14 protein-coding genes and 5 tRNA genes are annotated in these 15,922 nt (G+C 43.9%); 7 read left to right on the top strand and 12 right to left on the bottom strand.

Annotation, left to right across the window (positions count from 1 at the left end; translation table 11 throughout):
• The first annotated feature begins 101 nt into the window (after positions 1-101).
• The 3 genes from Ga0451573_RS12470 (at position 102) to Ga0451573_RS12460 (ending at position 4,260) form a co-directional block, all read left to right on the top strand.
• Positions 102-2,744: a winged helix-turn-helix domain-containing protein gene (locus Ga0451573_RS12470; RefSeq protein ID WP_231684453.1), complete on the top strand. Its 2,643-nt coding sequence runs from the start codon at positions 102-104 to the stop codon at positions 2,742-2,744.
• Between the two features lie 244 nt (positions 2,745-2,988).
• Positions 2,989-3,195 carry a DUF8691 family protein gene (locus Ga0451573_RS12465; RefSeq protein ID WP_231684452.1) on the top strand — a complete coding sequence of 69 codons (207 nt, stop codon included), beginning with the start codon at positions 2,989-2,991 and terminating at the stop codon, positions 3,193-3,195.
• Positions 3,196-3,300: 105 nt separating this feature from the next.
• On the top strand, positions 3,301-4,260 hold the full coding sequence (locus Ga0451573_RS12460) for an alpha/beta fold hydrolase (RefSeq protein ID WP_231684451.1): 960 nt from the start codon (positions 3,301-3,303) through the stop codon (positions 4,258-4,260).
• A 469-nt stretch (positions 4,261-4,729) separates the two neighbouring features.
• Here the strand turns inward: Ga0451573_RS12460 and Ga0451573_RS12455 are convergent, their stop codons facing one another.
• Positions 4,730-5,737, bottom strand: coding sequence for an Eco57I restriction-modification methylase domain-containing protein (locus Ga0451573_RS12455; protein WP_269438256.1), 1,008 nt, complete (start codon positions 5,735-5,737; stop codon positions 4,730-4,732).
• Positions 5,685-7,037: a DNA methyltransferase gene (locus Ga0451573_RS19835; protein WP_269438255.1), complete on the bottom strand. Its 1,353-nt coding sequence runs from the start codon at positions 7,035-7,037 to the stop codon at positions 5,685-5,687. The genes Ga0451573_RS12455 and Ga0451573_RS19835 overlap by 53 nt, the downstream gene beginning before the upstream one ends.
• Positions 7,038-7,740: 703 nt before the next feature.
• On the opposite strand from Ga0451573_RS19835, the gene Ga0451573_RS12450 reads away from it, so the two are divergent.
• The 4 genes from Ga0451573_RS12450 (at position 7,741) to Ga0451573_RS20310 (ending at position 10,522) form a co-directional block, all read left to right on the top strand.
• Positions 7,741-8,175, top strand: a complete 435-nt coding sequence (locus Ga0451573_RS12450; protein WP_231684450.1) for a hypothetical protein — start codon at positions 7,741-7,743, stop codon at positions 8,173-8,175.
• A gap of 393 nt (positions 8,176-8,568) precedes the next feature.
• Positions 8,569-9,159: a type IV toxin-antitoxin system AbiEi family antitoxin domain-containing protein gene (locus Ga0451573_RS12445; protein ID WP_231684449.1), complete on the top strand. Its 591-nt coding sequence runs from the start codon at positions 8,569-8,571 to the stop codon at positions 9,157-9,159.
• The gene (locus Ga0451573_RS12440; protein WP_231684448.1) at positions 9,156-9,998 is read left to right on the top strand and encodes a nucleotidyl transferase AbiEii/AbiGii toxin family protein; all 843 of its coding nucleotides are present in this window, start codon (positions 9,156-9,158) and stop codon (positions 9,996-9,998) included. The genes Ga0451573_RS12445 and Ga0451573_RS12440 overlap by 4 nt, the downstream gene beginning before the upstream one ends.
• Before the next feature lie 173 nt (positions 9,999-10,171).
• The gene (locus Ga0451573_RS20310) at positions 10,172-10,522 is read left to right on the top strand and encodes an alpha/beta fold hydrolase (protein ID WP_353740076.1); all 351 of its coding nucleotides are present in this window, start codon (positions 10,172-10,174) and stop codon (positions 10,520-10,522) included.
• A gap of 287 nt (positions 10,523-10,809) precedes the next feature.
• Here the strand turns inward: Ga0451573_RS20310 and Ga0451573_RS12435 are convergent, their stop codons facing one another.
• The 10 genes from Ga0451573_RS12435 to serA form a co-directional block, all read right to left on the bottom strand.
• On the bottom strand, positions 10,810-11,115 hold the full coding sequence (locus Ga0451573_RS12435; protein WP_231684447.1) for a type II toxin-antitoxin system RelE/ParE family toxin: 306 nt from the start codon (positions 11,113-11,115) through the stop codon (positions 10,810-10,812).
• Complete coding sequence (locus Ga0451573_RS12430; RefSeq protein ID WP_231684446.1) at positions 11,105-11,371, bottom strand: type II toxin-antitoxin system Phd/YefM family antitoxin; 267 nt, start codon at positions 11,369-11,371, stop codon at positions 11,105-11,107. The genes Ga0451573_RS12435 and Ga0451573_RS12430 overlap by 11 nt, the downstream gene beginning before the upstream one ends.
• Positions 11,372-11,542: 171 nt before the next feature.
• Positions 11,543-11,631, bottom strand: a tRNA-Ser gene (locus Ga0451573_RS12425).
• A 55-nt stretch (positions 11,632-11,686) separates the two neighbouring features.
• A complete protein-coding gene (gene tadA / locus Ga0451573_RS12420) occupies positions 11,687-12,157 on the bottom strand; it encodes a tRNA adenosine(34) deaminase TadA (RefSeq protein ID WP_231684445.1) in 471 nt (156 codons plus the stop codon).
• A gap of 110 nt (positions 12,158-12,267) precedes the next feature.
• Positions 12,268-12,339, bottom strand: a tRNA-Arg gene (locus Ga0451573_RS12415).
• A 125-nt stretch (positions 12,340-12,464) separates the two neighbouring features.
• Positions 12,465-12,541 (bottom strand) — tRNA-Arg (locus tag Ga0451573_RS12410).
• Between the two features lie 6 nt (positions 12,542-12,547).
• Positions 12,548-12,641, bottom strand: a tRNA-Ser gene (locus tag Ga0451573_RS12405).
• A gap of 15 nt (positions 12,642-12,656) precedes the next feature.
• Positions 12,657-12,746 (bottom strand) — tRNA-Ser (locus tag Ga0451573_RS12400).
• A 61-nt stretch (positions 12,747-12,807) separates the two neighbouring features.
• Positions 12,808-14,079 carry a serine--tRNA ligase gene (gene serS, locus Ga0451573_RS12395; RefSeq protein ID WP_231684444.1) on the bottom strand — a complete coding sequence of 424 codons (1,272 nt, stop codon included), beginning with the start codon at positions 14,077-14,079 and terminating at the stop codon, positions 12,808-12,810.
• 234 nt (positions 14,080-14,313) lie between these two features.
• Positions 14,314-15,900, bottom strand: coding sequence for a phosphoglycerate dehydrogenase (gene serA, locus Ga0451573_RS12390; RefSeq protein WP_231684443.1), 1,587 nt, complete (start codon positions 15,898-15,900; stop codon positions 14,314-14,316).
• Positions 15,901-15,922: the final 22 nt, after the last annotated feature.

Genomic DNA, 15,922 nt, shown 5'->3' with positions numbered 1-15,922 from the left:
TTTCCTGACCACGCCAGCTCCAAGTCAACGGAGATAGAAGGGGAAAACCACGGGTGTGTAGAAAAAAGAAATTAATCATTGCCTTAAGGAGTTGAGAAAATTTGTTAAGCCCGATCCTAAAAACAAAGCTGTTTTTACCGGCATCAAGGCCCAATACGGTCTCTCGCTCCTTATTGATTCGCAAAATCTCTGAAGGGATAGAGCTGGGAGGCAAACTTACGCTGGTTTCCGCCCCGGCAGGGTATGGCAAAACAACATTAGTTACAGAATGGTTTAAAACCGTTAACCGTGAATGTGCCTGGGTTTCCATGGATTCCGGGGACAATGACCCAAAGCGATTCCTCACATATCTTATTGCATCACTAAAGAGCATCTTGAAAGGGTTTGACCAGGACATCAGCAGCCTGATAGAATCCCCGCAGCTGCCAACTCCCGAGATTATAGCAACACTGCTGCTTAACCGATTGGTATGTATGGATAGCCCGTCAGTTTTGGCAATAGATGATTATCATATGATTACTAATGATTATCTGCACCGGACTATAGAATTCATGATTGAGAATTGTCCGCCGTTATTTCATATAATAATTATTTCGCGTCTCGACCCTCCTCTGCCCCTTGGAAAGTGGCGGGTGAGAAGTCTGCTGACAGAGGTCCGGGTAAATGATTTAAGGTTCTCTGACGAAGAGGCGAGGGCATTTTTTGCTCAAACTATGCAGCTCAGTTTAAAAACGGAGCACATTGTTTCCCTTAAGACCAGAACCGAGGGATGGATTGCCGGTCTCCAACTGGCAGCCCTTTCCCTCCGCGGCAGAGAGGACCAGGGGATAGCGGAGTTTATTGACCGGTTTAGGGGAAGCCACAGGTTTGTCATAGACTACCTGTTTGATGAAGTTTTTCACCTGCAAACGGATGAAGTCAAAGAATTTCTTTGCAGCACAGCAATATTAAACCGGCTGTGTGCTGATTTATGTAATGAATTGACAAACAGAAAAGACAGTATGAATATCCTGCTAAACCTGGAACAAAACAACCTCTTTCTGATTCCTCTGGATGAAGAGCGTCAATGGTATCGCTATCATCACCTGTTCGCAGATTTCCTCCGTACAGAGTTAGGGGCAAAGCAACAAGCAGTTTTACATCAAAAGGCTGCTAAATGGTATGAAGGTAACGGTTATCAAAATGAAGCCATAGAACATTCTTTAGCTGCCGGAGATAAGGAGAAAGCGGTCGGCTTAATAAAGGGACAACTCAGTCAGAGCATTATCAGGGGAGACTTATATACTCTTATCGAATGGTTGGAATGTATAGGTGAAAACCTTGTCCGCAAGGACGGAGAGCTTTGTTCGACCAAAGCCTGTGCCCATTTTCTCCTGTCCCAAATTGAACAGGCCTGTTCTTATGTAAAAGATTTTAAGCAAATAAAAAATACAGACAGGTTGAGCTTGGGAAGGGTTAAAACACTGGAAGCCTGGCTCGCAAATATTCGCGAAGATAAAATGACCATAGAACTGGCAGAGGAGGCTATAGGGCTGATGGGCAAACAGGACCTTGGGTTGAAGGTTTTTGCTCTGGTGGCATTGGCTCAGTCTCTGAGAAGCAGAGGTTATTTGGAGAGATCCACCGATGCCTTCAAAGAGGCATTGCAGATTAGCAGGCAGTTCGGATACACCTTATCCATTTGTACCGTAACAATGGATTTGGTTTATAATTACTATATCCAGGGCGATTTGCAGTATGCAATTCAATTATGCCTGGATATGCTGGCAGTTAAGAACACCGAAAACAGGCCTTTGCCGGCGGCAGGAATTCTTAACATCCCTCTGGCTGTCTTTTATTTTGAGTCTAATCAGATTGAATTGGCAGAAGAAAGTGTGCTCAGAGGAATCGAAACCAGCCGAAGGCTGGCAATGCACAATATCTTCGGCGGAGATGGGGAAAGAACTCTGGCCAAAATCAAAGCCTTGCAGGGAAGCCAGGAAGATGCTTCAGCTGTAATTCAAAACGCTCTTAATAGCGCCAGATCCGCAGGTTTGCCCATTATTACCCTGAGATTTGAGGCGCTTCTTGCAGAATTCAAACTTGCTGCAGGTGATGTACAATGGGTCGAAGATTGGATTATGAGAAGCGAATTATCCCCGGAGGGTGAGATTACTTCATTAAAGGAACAGTCCTACCTGGTCTTTGTACGCTTCCTGATGACCAAAAACCTCTGGCAGAAAGCAGAAGCTCTCCTGGTAAGGCTGGAGAATTTCTCACGCAAGGGTCAGCGGAACGGGCGCTTGATTAGTATTTTGATTTTGCAGGCTATTTTATATGATGCGTTAAGCAATGCAGATAGCGCAAAGATGAAGCTCCGGGAGGCTGTCAACATCGCGGCCCCGCATAACTACCGCCGGTCTTTTCTGCAAGAGGGAGAGCAGGTTTTACACCTGCTGCCTTTAGTACCGGACACTGCTCCGGAGTTCGTTACCAGCCTGATTGAGGACTTTCACTCGGAATTAAACTTAAACCGTTTGGTCTCAGGGATTAACACAGCCGGTGGTTTGGCAGAACCCCTCAGTGAAAGGGAGTTAGAAGTTTTAAAGTTAGTTGCCACCGGGTTACCAAATACAGAAATTGCCGGTAAGCTCTACATTAGTTTAGGAACGGTCAAGTGGCATACTAACCATATATACGCAAAACTCGGAGTGAAAAACAGGACCCAGGCTGTCAATAAAGCAAAGGAACTGAAGATTATTTAAATTTATCTAAACCATGAGAGGGGCAGATATATTCCTCCAGGTCGGCAACGATTCAGCCAGTTACCCAATCGCGCATACGCGCTCTTGGACTGGCGGATATCAGACCGCCTTTTGGAACATATCTGCCCCTCCCTGTATATGAAAAATTACAAAAACCTAACCCGATACCTGAACTTTGGTTAGGTTACAACCTAACCTCCCATGAGTTATAAATAATATATAGCAATGTGAGGAGGAGGTATTAATGAACTATGAAATTGTTGTACTCGGGCATATTGATAAACGGCGGCTTCGAGGGTTGGCAGAAATTGAACTGGAGTTTTTGCCCGGTGGGGAAACTAAAATTACGTGCCGAAAATTTGACCAGGCTTCACTGCATGCCACAATAAACCAAATCTATAATCTGGGACTAACTCTAAAAGTTGTTAAGGAAGTTGCACTGGATAAATGAACTCTGGGGTGCCTTTGCTTTCCATACTGTCAGTATTATTCTTGGGACAGCCTGTGTAGCCCATTCTATGAAGTCAAAAAGTGTTCGATAGGAGTGTAAATAACAGTGAAGAAAAAAATAATAGTTCTGTCAGTGAGTATATTAATTGTTTCAACATTTCTGATTTGGGTGAAATATCAAGGAGATATGCAAGTATCTTATGATCGTGTCCAAGGGAAGAGCAGTATTATCGCTACATCTTATGGCAATCTTGAATATACCGAAGGTGGAGTTGGCCCTGATGTTTTAGTAATCCATGGAGGTGGTGGCGGTTATGACCAGGGAGAACTGCTTGCCCGTACTGTATTAGGCGAAAAGTTTAGATGCATTACACCTTCGCGTTTTGGCTATTTGGGGTCAAGTTTACCGGAGGGGGCCACTTATGATGATCAGGCTCATGCATATGCAAAGTTGTTAGACCATCTCAAAGTTGAAAGAGCTGCCGTGATTGGCTTTTCAGCCGGCGGTCCCTCAGCACTTCTTTTTGCACTGCTTCATCCTGACCGGGTTTCTTCCCTTACTCTCATCTCCGCCGGAGCAACAAATGTATCCGAACAAGCGGGAAAACAGGGAATAAAACAAGGCAAGATGTTGTCAAATCTAATGCAAAGAGACTTTCCTTATTGGGTTTCGGTAAACCTGTTTAAGAAACAGATTATGCAGTTGATGGGGGCCAACAAAGAAGTGATAGCAACCCTCAGCCAGGAACAAATAAAAGTAATGGATCAAGTCATTGATTATATGAACCCTGCAGCGCTGCGCAAGTCAGGTGCCGCTTTTGATCACTACGCTGCTTTACCCAATGAGCGAATTGCCGGAATCCGCACACCGACACTGGTCGTACATGCTGAGGATGACACCTTACAGCCGTATCAGAATGCTGTCTTTACATCTTCCACCATTCCGGGTGCACGCTTGCTCAGTTTCGAAAATGGTGGGCATTTCGCTGTAGCCATCGAACAATCCACAATCAGCAGAGAGGTGTATAAGCACATTTCTAATGCTGAATTTGAAACGGAAGAATAAATTAAACAAGGGATTCCTGCCTCAATGGCTGGAATCCCTTGACTTATATGCAATATGAGAAGTTAGGTGAAAAAAGATGCCATCTATTCTGTTCCTGCAATTAGTATAATTAGAAGTATACTGTTTACGTAGTCATCTCCTCTGTCTTCGCGTTACTTCAACAGCAGTGTCAATGCTACCTGCGATAATCTCTTTACTTCCTTCACTCAGTCTATTGCGTATTTCAGCGACATTCGGACACTGATTTCGGAAACATCCGGATAGCATAACGGTATAATCCGGACACCTTGTCGAGCTGACAAATTAACTGGTAACCTTCAAGTATTAAGCTTGAAGGGAGGCCAATAATGAGGATGCTGGACATGTCAAAAGTCAGGAGAAATACTCAGGTTAAAGTACGATGTTGGATTATCCCTTAGAGATAGAGCAGCATCACACAACTGTGGAAAATCAACGGTAGATGATAATCTTAAGCGGGCCACCTTCTGTTCGTCATTAAGTGGTAATATGAGAATACTTTCGAACCTACGATAAGGCTTATATACTTCAATAAGTTTATATCTCCATGTATTCCCAAAAAGCTATGATTAAAGAGAGCATCATAATCTAATACGGCAGATAGAAAGTGAGTTTTCCTGTGACTTTGCTTAATAATTAAATGGGGAGCCTTATACACTTCGCGATTTTTATCAGTAGATACTTGAAATTTGTTAAAATCTACTTCTGGCAAACAATCTTTATCAATATAAAATTCGGCAAAATTATCCACTGTTATGTGTGGCATTCCCAAAAAGTCGTCACATATTTTAGCCTTATTACCGACATTATAGCCTTCGGCGCTTTTCATCTTAAAATGATCTACAAACACTTGAAGTGTATAGAAACTACTCTGCATTTTATCTATCAATTCAAGATCTCTAGGCCCACCCCACATTGCAATTTTCCAAATACGATCATCGTTTACTATGTCTCTTGGAATTCTACAGATATCATTAGGTTCAATAGTAAATTTCCTCATGTCTTCTATTGTGTAGAGCGGCTTCGGGGTACAGTAAAAGATAGGGTTATTATCACTGCTTTTCCTTGGAGTATAAATAACCCCCACAGCAGGGCCGCTGGCATGATCAAAGAGAAATTTCCTATATATAGAAAAATTGATTATTACCAGAACAGTATTATCATTGAAGAAGTCTGCCCGATACTTTTTGCTTTTGCTGGAGCGATTGAAAAGAAAACCTTTGCTTGGCATTAGCAAGCAAACAATTCCATTTTCTTTACAAGTACTAGAACACTTCAATGAAAATGCCTGGGCTATTTGCTTGTCTCCTACAATTTTCTTATGGTCATTAATATATTGCTCAGCCAGTTCAGTCATTTGGCTTTGCCAAGGAGGATTTCCTATTATTATATCGTAATCTTTGGCATTAAACGTTGCATCCTGGGAAAGAAAGAGAATCCCATATACTTTTGGGGTCAAGAAAATCACACATAGCAAGACTTAAACTAAATGAAGCAACCCGAACGGCTTCTCCATTAAGGTCAACTCCAAATATGCATTTTTCCAGCAACTCAGTTAACTCATTATTGGAAATTGCTGTTCTATTGTTACTTCTCATCCATCTGCAAACCAATCTACGGTAAGCTTCAACTAAAAAAATACCAGAACCGCAAGAAGGATCCAAAAAAGTAGTTGGTGAAAATGTACCCTCCCAAGGATATACTTCATCCATCAACATATCTACTAGATGAAGAGGTGTGTAGTAAGTACCTTTATCATCTTCATTATCTGACAAATGAAAAAACAACTCATAAATACTACTAATAAGCTGAATAGGAATGACATCAAAGCTATACAGAGGCCATAAAGCAATCTGCCGACTTGTCAGTTCTGTATCCCCTAACAAAAACAGGCGTAGAGTTCTTAAATCGTCTTCGCACACAATGTCTAATTCGTCAGCAACTAATGGCAACATATCACCATTAAACTTTTCTTCTAAGCAATTAAATAAATTGTACGTTGCATGTTTGCTCATTAAAATATCAGTATAGCACTCTGCCTTGTCAAAAAATTGTGCATAAAACCCAGCAGGAAAGACTGAGTTCTTGTTTGAGTCTTTCCTCTCTTCCAGATATTTGATCAGAATAGAACGGCTAAGCAAACCATGCACTATAGCAACAATATTAACTGATTGTTGTTGCTCCTCATCTAATCTCTTTTTAATTTGCTTAATCAAAGTGCTACGCATAATTTTTAGATTATTCATCAGCGTTGCATCAATTCGTGCTTTACTGTCGAATCGAGTCTTGCTTGTGCGCCAGAAATCTCCGCTTTCGAGCTGAATACGATTATAATGCACCAATTGCTGGCGTTGTGACTCTAAATCATCCGCAAGCTTTATTGTCTCTATTAAGCCCGCTTTTGGATCCAAACTCCCATCTTTTTTTCGAGGTGTTTTGTAGTTGTTAAATATTTTTAGTTCATTCGGTGTTACTATAAACAATAAAGGGGCCTCACCAAGATTCCATGCTAACCGATGTAAAGTCGCCACCTCATCTGGATCATATTTATCCATAGCTGAAAAATAGATCAGTGGAATCTTAGCAATTCCGTCTGAATCGCGCAGAAAATATACAGCATCAACTCCGACTTTCTCCTGTACTTGCTTGAAAAATAATCTCTGATATGTTGTCATATCAGAAAGCGAATCTTCAACTGCTAATCCATTTTCAGGTTTAATATGTAGCGCGGTAAATATGCTGTTAAGTATACTATTCATTCTATATGACTCCTTATGCTATAGCCCAGTTTCTCAAGACGCAGTTGCATTGTAGTACCCTCCAACGATGCTATAACCAAAGCGATCCGATAAACATGATAAAGTGAAATAACCGGTATGCTAGCTTAGCATTTATTTCGGTTTTTCCTCTGATCATCTGGTTTTTTTACATCAGCAGGTATAGCCCATGCATTACCCAGTCTAAATGCTCCCTCTATTCTCTTCTGAGAACACAAAACTTGTACACGTCGGTCTGACAATCCCCATTTTTGAGCGGCATCTTTTACACTTATGTATGAACTCACGTCAGAAACCTCAATTTCCAAAATAATCTAATTATATTGTATGCGGAGATGCGAACAAATGCAATGATTAATCAGTCGAGAATTCGACAAAACTCCTGAAAGTTTACAGATACTACTTGTCCCATTTTATTTTTTATTGTGGCAAATTCGCCATATTTAGAATGACGTACAGCCGTTATTTTAAATATTGTTAGCACCCACATTTGGTGTCGGCAAAACCGCAACTTTGACCAAAATATTTGTCGGTATTGAAGGATATTTCCGCCAGTTAATCGAATCAGGACTTGGCATAATTTCCTTGTTTGCTGGGAGCAAAATAAAAGAGCTTTCAGTCAACGTCCTGGCAGCCCCCCGAAAGCTCATCTCCTGTAAACAGAACTCTAAGGAGTCCTGTTTCTATGGTTATAATAACTTTCCTGGGGGCGTCTGTCAAAGACTATTTATATCTTTATGGTAAAAAATCTCCTGATTTTCCTTTTGATTATTGTCCCATTTGTGGCACTTGCAAGCCCCATCGCCACAAACATTATGAGAGATGGGCTGTTGACGGCAATTCTGAGTCGCTGATACCAATTTACGGATATTTATGTCAGAATCAAAACAAATCCGAAGATCAGGACAGGACCATATCTTTATTGCCAAATTTCCTGTGGCCTTTTCGTAGCATGCTAAGTGAATTTGTTGAAAAAGCAGTCTGTCTTAGAGTTGATGACCACCTTTGCTGGGATGAATTAGTTGATATTCTTAACTCTCGTCCCGGCTTGGTTTCCGCTAAGACGGTATATCCAATACTTTTGAAGAAGTCAATACCAAGCTGTTGTCCCTTTTATTAAAATACTTTCCCGGTTTAGCCTTACCTCGTCAATTCTAACCAATGACCGAAAGGTTAATTTATCTGTTGGCATGTCATTAGGCCGTTTTCTCAAAAAGGCTCTGGTCTCCGTTTTGCCCGGTCTATCGTACCTTGCTAATCTTCTGGTGTTTTCAGTGCTACATAGCCTGTTTGGGGTTAAATTCGCCTCCGAAATCCCACAGAGTTTGTCTCTACCCGGTAGTAGTAGTCATCGCTGATAATTAGGATGACCGGTAAACCGTTTCAACAACTGCACTCACCCCCTGCGGCAGGTGGACATCGCTACACTTAACCAAATTTTTCTGTACATTCATGCTACAATAATGTATAATTTGAAGCATAAATGTACAACATGAAAAAAGGGGGTGATGTCATGACGGACAACGGGCAAATCATTAATCAAATGCTGGCAGAAAACAACGGCTTTATAACGTCGGAACAAGTTACTGACGCTGGAATCCCAAGGCGATGCCTATCTGAGATGACGGATGCCGGAGCTGTTGTAAGAGTTGACCGGGGCGTTTATGCTCTGCCGGAGGTTTGGGAGGATGAATTATTTATTCTCCAGTATCGCTTCTCGAAAGGCATTTATTCTCACGAAACAGCGTTATATCTGCACGGCATGACAGACCGTACTCCGCACCGCTATAACATGACATTCCCGCATGGATATAATACGGGCAATGCTAAAAAACAAAATATCACGGCTAAGGTTGTTCTGCCAAAATTTTATGGATTAGGCATTACAGACATCGTTTCTCCTGCTGGCCACACTCTAAAAGTATACGACATCGAGCGTACCCTTTGCGATATTGTAAAAAACAAATCCGACATTCAGAATATCAATCAGGCCATGAAAGCCTATACCGCTTCGAAGAACAAAGATATATCCAAGCTGATTGGATATGCCGAACAGCTGCGGGTCAAGGCAAGGATACTGACTTATATGGAGGTGCTGCTGTGATTACAAATAACCCAATGCAGCTAAAGGCGCTGATTAAAAAGCAGGCTGCGGAAAAGAATATATCGGCTCAGATTGTCATGCAGAACTATATGATGGAGCGGCTGCTTGAACGGATTTCGCTATCGCGCTATAAAAACAACTTTGTCCTGAAGGGCGGATTTCTGATCGCCGCCATCGTAGGACTTGATACACGAGCGACAATGGATTTGGACACCACCATAAAAGGAATGGACCTTACCAATGAATCCATATCGGCAGTCTTTAATGATATCTGCAAAATCGAAGTTGCAGATGATGTGAAGTTTTCGGTTCTGCGCACAGCGGACATCAGGGAGGGCGACGATTATCCGGGCATCCGTGTCAGCTTATCCGCCGACTACCCGCCCCTCAAGGTTCCCTTGACGGTCGATGTCACCACCGGGGACAAGATCACGCCGAGAGAGGTTGAATACTCTTTTCGCCTTATGTTTGACAAGCGGTCTGTTTCGGTGCTGGCATACAATCTTGAAACCATACTGGCTGAAAAGCTGGAGACCATATTGTCCAGAAATGAAGCCAACACTCGCCCGAGAGATTTTTACGACATTTATATCTTACATAACCTTCGATGGACTAAATGTGATCCGGCAGTTTTAAAGCAGGCGCTTAAGCAGACTGCAACAAAGCGGGGTAGCCAGGACGTGCTGTCCCGGCATAAAACCATTATGGAGCAGATCAAAAACAGTTCCCGGCTTATGGATTTCTGGCAGCGTTACCAGCGAGAATTTTCTTATGCCGACGACATTTCGTTTGAAGATATCTGCCGGACGATTTCAGAGATTATGGACAGTATTGTGTAAGTTCATGCTCTTTATATGCACTAAAATCCCGACGAAATTAAAAAATCGTCGGTGATTTAGTGTAAGAATAATCAACTATGAAAATGTGATTATGAATCAGGCCGCCCTTCGGGGCTGTTTTTTTATGCTCAAAAAGGAGGTAATCATGCCGGGATTAACAAGACTAACCTGTAATCTGCGAGGTTTCTTCCGGATTTGCCGCAATTTCGAATCTTACGGCGGGTTTCACCGGTTCGGCGGATACTTCCCCGTCCTCGGCGTTCCGTGGCAACACAGCGGCACGCAGAGCGACACAGGCGGTAAGGCGGGTTGCCGGAATCCGCACACCGACACTGGTCGTACATGCTGAAGATGATACTTTACAGCCGTATCAGAATGCTGTCTTTACATCTTCAACCATTCCGGGTGCACGCCTGCTCAGTTTCGAAAATGGTGGGCATTTCGCTGTAGCCATCGAACAATCCACAATCAGCAGAGAGGTGTATAAGCACATTTCTAATGCTGAATTTGAAACGGAAGAATAAATAAGGGATTCTTGCCTCAATGGCTGGAATCACTTGACTAATATACAATATGGCGGAGAAGGTGGGATTCGAACCCACGTGCCCTTGCGGACAACCGCATTTCGAGTCGTTATCCGTGAGTTTTCACGGGTGTCATGCCGGTGCTTTGGGGTGTCGCTTGGAGCGGGTAAAATGGCTCAACAGTGCGGATTTTATGGCTGTTATGCTTGTGTCAAGAGGCTTCGGGGGAAATGCTCACATAAGAAAGTTTTACGGATGTTTGTGAGCAAGGTGTTAGCATCGGCCTCTTAAAACTGAGTTTTTGAGTATCGTACCGTAACAACGAGAACCATTTTTTTCGCTTCTGCAACACGGTATACTACAGTAAAATTACCTGCGAAAAGCTGGCGGTATCCCTTATTGGCATAAGTGCCTGTTTTTCTTAACGCTCCGCGTTGAGGCACACTTTCCAAGCTAAAAATAGCTTCTTCAATCGAGTCAACCAATTTGACAGCGATGCCTGGCTCTATCAGCGTTTCAGCGATGTAGGTATATATGCCATCCAAATCGCAATATGCACGAGGCAGTAATTTTACTGAATATTTACTTTCCAAAGCGCTTCCTCTTTAAGCTCGACAGAGCTTCCCTTGCATCTATAAGCTGGTCATCGGAAGTGTACTCGGCCTCGGCTTCCGCGATAGCCGCATCTATTTCACGATCCTCCAGCATGGAATCAAAGGTTTCAATGCTCATAACAACTAAGTCGCCATAGCCGTTTTTCGTTATGAATATCGGCTCCTTCTTGGCATGACACAGGTCGGAGATTTCATTGGTGTTTCTTAAATCAGTAATCGGTCTTATCTGGGGCATGATTTGTCGCCTCCCTTCATGTACATCATTATAGCATTATTATGTACATTTTACAAGAAGTTGATTCCAGTCAACATTATTGGATTAGAAACCATAAATTTATCCCTCTTGCAAAAGTGATAACAGAAAAGAGCTTAAACTGTGTCAGTCTAAGCCCTGGTGCTTCAAAAATGGCGGAGAAGGTGGGATTCGAACCCACGTGCCCTTGCGGACAACCGCATTTCGAGTGCGGCGCGTTACAGCCTCTTCGCTACTTCTCCGTGTAAAATTTAACAGATCCCAGCCTTCACTTTACGGGGTAAGCCTTCACTGCTTTTACTCTTCCTGTTCTCCCGGCTTCCTCAGTCGCCGGAAAAAATCCTTCATCAATCCACAGCATTCTTGCTCCATTACCCCTGCCAGCACTTCAACCCGGTGATTCAGCCTGGGGTCCTGGACTATATTCATCAATGAGCGAACAGCCCCGGCCTTTGGATCATCTGCCCCATAAACCAGCAGCTTTATGCGTGACTGGACAATAGCCCCGGCACACATAGGGCAGGGCTCCAGAGTCACGTACAGCGCCGCTTCCCTGAGGCGTCTCCAGTGGCCCAGCTGCTTTACAGCCCTGTTTATAGCCACTGTTTCCGCATGGGCTGTGGCATCCTTCCACTGTTCCTTCATATTATGCGCCCTGGAAACAACTTCTCCATCCAGCACTATAACTGCCCCAATAGGCACTTCCCCTAATTCAAATGCAGCCCTGGCCTCTTCGAGGGCTATTGACATATAATCGTGATGGTCCAAAACCAAACCCCGTCCTGAAAGTTATTAATTCCTAGTTATTAATTCCTAGTTAAAACTAATAAAGCCAGTGGCCCATTGGTAACGGCCGCTGGCCCATTTAACAAAAATGATGCCCTCGCCAGGAGTCGAACCTGGATCTACCGCTTAGGAGGCGGCTGTACTATCCATTGTACTACGAGGACATGTTGTTTACACAGTTCTACCATGGCAGTCACCATGGCAGTTTGTTATCTTCATATAAAATAAAACTGCATTCCGGTATTCCAAATGTAAAACTACATTTCGGAATTTCACACCAAGATTTAAGTGGCGCGCCCGACAGGATTCGAACCTGTGACCTTCTGATTCGTAGTCAGACACTCTATCCAACTGAGCTACGGGCGCATGACATGGCGGAGAGAGTGGGATTCGAACCCACGATACAGGTTTTGCCCGTATAATCGCTTAGCAGGCGATCGCCTTCGACCTACTCGGCCATCTCTCCATATTGTGCATTTTATGGCGGAGGAGGTGGGATTCGAACCCACGGAACCCGTAAGAGTTCAACGGTTTTCAAGACCGCCTCCTTAAACCGCTCGGACACCCCTCCGTCCGATACATTCAAGAGTATAACATAGAAAAAAACTGTTGTCAACCAAAGCATTCTGCTACTATTTGGTGATTTTTTCAACACCCATGTAGGGCCTTAAAACCTCCGGTATGAGTACACTGCCGTCCTCCTGTTGGTAGTTCTCCAGGATGGCGGCTACCGTCCTTCCAGCAGCCAATCCAGACCCATTGAGGGTATGCACATATTCGGGCTTTGCCTTAGGCTCCCTCCGGAATCTTATCTGTGCCCTTCTGGCCTGGTAATCCTCAAAATTACTGCAGGATGATATCTCCCGGTACGTCCCGTAGCTAGGCAGCCATACCTCGATATCGTAAGTCTTGGCCGAACTGAATCCCAGGTCGCCGGTACAGAGGCAGACCACCCGATAAGGAAGCTCCAGGAGCTGCAGCACCTTTTCTGCATTTGCAGTCAGCTTCTCCAGTTCATCATAGGAATCTTCAGGCCTGCAGAACTTCACCAACTCCACTTTGTTGAACTGGTGCTGTCTGATGAGCCCCCTGGTATCACGCCCATGAGCCCCGGCCTCAGCCCGGAAACACGCGCTGTATGCACAGTGATATACAGGAAGTTTCGCTCCATCAAGAATCTCATCCCTGTATAGGTTAGTAACCGGTACTTCTGCAGTGGGAATCAAAAAGTAGTCTACATTGTCAATCCTGAAGGCATCCTCTTCAAATTTGGGAAGCTGGCCGGTCCCGGTCATACTGTCCCTGTTGACCATAAATGGAGGAAAAATCTCCGTATACCCATGCTGACGGGTATGCAGATCAAGCATAAAGTTTATCACTGCCCGCTCCAGCCGGGCTCCCAGATCTTTATAAAAGGTAAACCGGGCTCCGGTTACCTTGGCGGCGCGTTCAAAATCCAGAATCTGCAGGTTCTCGCCAATATCCCAGTGGGCCAGGGGTTCAAAATCGAATTTTCCGGGGTCACCCCATTTTCTAACCTCACAGTTATCTTCTTCACAGGTTCCAACCGGCACATTTTCATTTGGTATATTAGGAATTGTGAGCAGAGTATAGCAAAGTTTCTCCTCTACCACCCTTAACTCTTCGTCCATTTCCTTTATCTGCTGGGATACCTGTCTCATATTAAGTATCATGTCCTCAGCATCTTTTCCCTGCTTCTTAAGCATGCCAATTTCCTCGGACACGGTATTGCGCTGGTTCTTTAAATGTTCCACTTCAACGAGTTTCTTGCGCCTCTGATCCTCCAATTCAAGAAACTTGTCCAGTCCGACAACTTGTCCGCGTTTTTTTAAGGCTTCCTTGACTTTGTCGGGATTGCTTCGAACAAATTTTAAATCTAACACTCTATGCGCCCCCTGAACATTAGTACGAAATAAAACCTCTCATCTCTGACAGAAATTCTATCAGGGATGAGAGGTACATCCCGCTGTCATCGGGAAAACTGCATTTTTCCCTGTTTTTTAATTATACTATATAGATACCTGTTTTTCAAACACTCGTACATATCTTTACCAACTTCTGACAAGCTTATTCAACACTATGCCGGTATATCAAACATTTTTGCAGGCAACTACTTGTTAAAGGGTGACCATTTTTACGTCATAAACACCATTAACCTTGGCGATTTCAGCCACAGTAGCATCAGGCAGAGCTGCATCAACTTCCAGGATCATAATAGCCCTGCCGCCAACTACCTTGCGGCCCACCTGCATTCCGGCAATATTAATATCATGTTCACCAATCAGGTTGGCAACCGGTCCGATTATCTTCGGTTTATCCTGATGCGGCACTACCAGGATATTCCCTGCAGGAACAACATTAATCCGGTAGCCGTCAATCATAACAATCCTGGGGTCATCATCGCCAAACAGGGTTCCCGATACCTCCTTGACGCAATCAGCTTCTACCTTAACGGAAATATATGCCTTATAGTCACCGGCCTCGGCAATCTTAGCTTCTTCAACCGCAATGCCTCTTTCTTTTGCCAGAATAGGTGCATTGACAAAATTGACAGAACCGGCTTCTTCCACCATCGGCTCCAGGAATCCCTTAAGGAATGAAGTGGTCAGAGGAGATACCTCTACCTGTGTAAGTTCACCGCTGTATGTTATCTTAATACTCTTAACTGAACCGTTAATCAGCTGTGCCTGCATTTTGCCAATTTTCTCCGCAAGTGTCAGATATGGTTTAATAGCAGCCAAAACGTCCGGCTTAATTGGTGCAAGATTAACCGCATTTTTAGCCATTTCACCTTTAACCAGCACATTTACAAACTCTTCAGCCACATCCAGAGCCACATTAACCTGAGCTTCCTTGGTCGAAGCCCCCAGATGAGGAGCCACAATAACATTATTCAGCTCAAACAGCGGACTCTCGGTGGTAGGTTCAGCTGCCCAAACATCAAGTGCAGCTCCGGCTAATTTACCGCTTTTTACAGCTTCATAAAGGTCTTCTTCATTAACAACGCCGCCGCGCGCCACATTAATTATCCTGGCGCCGTCCTTCATCATAGCAATGGCTGCTTTATTAATCAGATTGAGTGATTCCTTTGTTTTGGGAATATGCAGGGTCAGAAAATCAGACTCTTTAATAACCTCTTCCAGGGACTTAAAGGTAATCCCGTTAGCTGCAGCAGCTTCAGCCGATACCATAGGGTCATAGCCGACCGTCTTCATTTCAAAGGCCTGTGCTCTCTTGGCAACAGCCGTTCCAATTCTGCCTAATCCGATAACTCCCAGAACCTTATTCCTTAATTCAACCCCAAGGTATTCCTTCCGCATCCACTTGCCTTCCTTGAGATCTTTATGGGCCTGGGGAAGATTACGGGCGAGACCCAGCATCAGAGCCAGGGTCTGTTCCGTAGCTGCTATGGTATTCCCATCCGGAGCGTTGACTACAATTAAACCTGCATTAGTGGCCGCAGGGATATCAATATTGTCAACTCCAACGCCGGCACGACCGATTATTTTAAGGTTTTTGGCTGCCGCAACCACCGGTGCAGTGATTTTGGTAGCGCTTCTCACGATAACCCCTTCATATTCGCCAATAATCGCGCACAGCTCTTCCTCGGTCATCTTATTATTATTTACTATAGCCTCAATCCCGCCATCTGACAGGATTTTCACTGCCTTTTCAGAAACATTGTCCAATACTAAAACTTTCATTGATATTCTGTCTCCCCTCTTA

Origin of the sequence: Phosphitispora fastidiosa, from assembly GCF_019008365.1 — a bacterium.
Taxonomy (GTDB): domain Bacteria; phylum Bacillota; class Thermincolia; order Thermincolales; family UBA2595; genus Phosphitispora; species Phosphitispora fastidiosa.
The sequence above is the reverse complement of the archived record's forward strand: the minus strand, read 5'-3'. Positions and strand labels throughout refer to the sequence as shown.

Bases quoted from the DNA above. Each gene is read 5' to 3' on its own strand.
- serA (WP_231684443.1), bottom strand. From the start codon at position 15,900: ATGAAAGTTTTAGTATTGGACAATGTTTCTGAAAAGGCAGTGAAAATC.
- Ga0451573_RS12450 (WP_231684450.1), top strand. From the start codon at position 7,741: ATGGTTATAATAACTTTCCTGGGGGCGTCTGTCAAAGACTATTTATAT.
- Ga0451573_RS19835 (WP_269438255.1), bottom strand. From the start codon at position 7,037: ATGAATAGTATACTTAACAGCATATTTACCGCGCTACATATTAAACCT.
- Ga0451573_RS12445 (WP_231684449.1), top strand. From the start codon at position 8,569: ATGACGGACAACGGGCAAATCATTAATCAAATGCTGGCAGAAAACAAC.
- Ga0451573_RS12430 (WP_231684446.1), bottom strand. From the start codon at position 11,371: ATGCCCCAGATAAGACCGATTACTGATTTAAGAAACACCAATGAAATC.
- Ga0451573_RS12465 (WP_231684452.1), top strand. From the start codon at position 2,989: ATGAACTATGAAATTGTTGTACTCGGGCATATTGATAAACGGCGGCTT.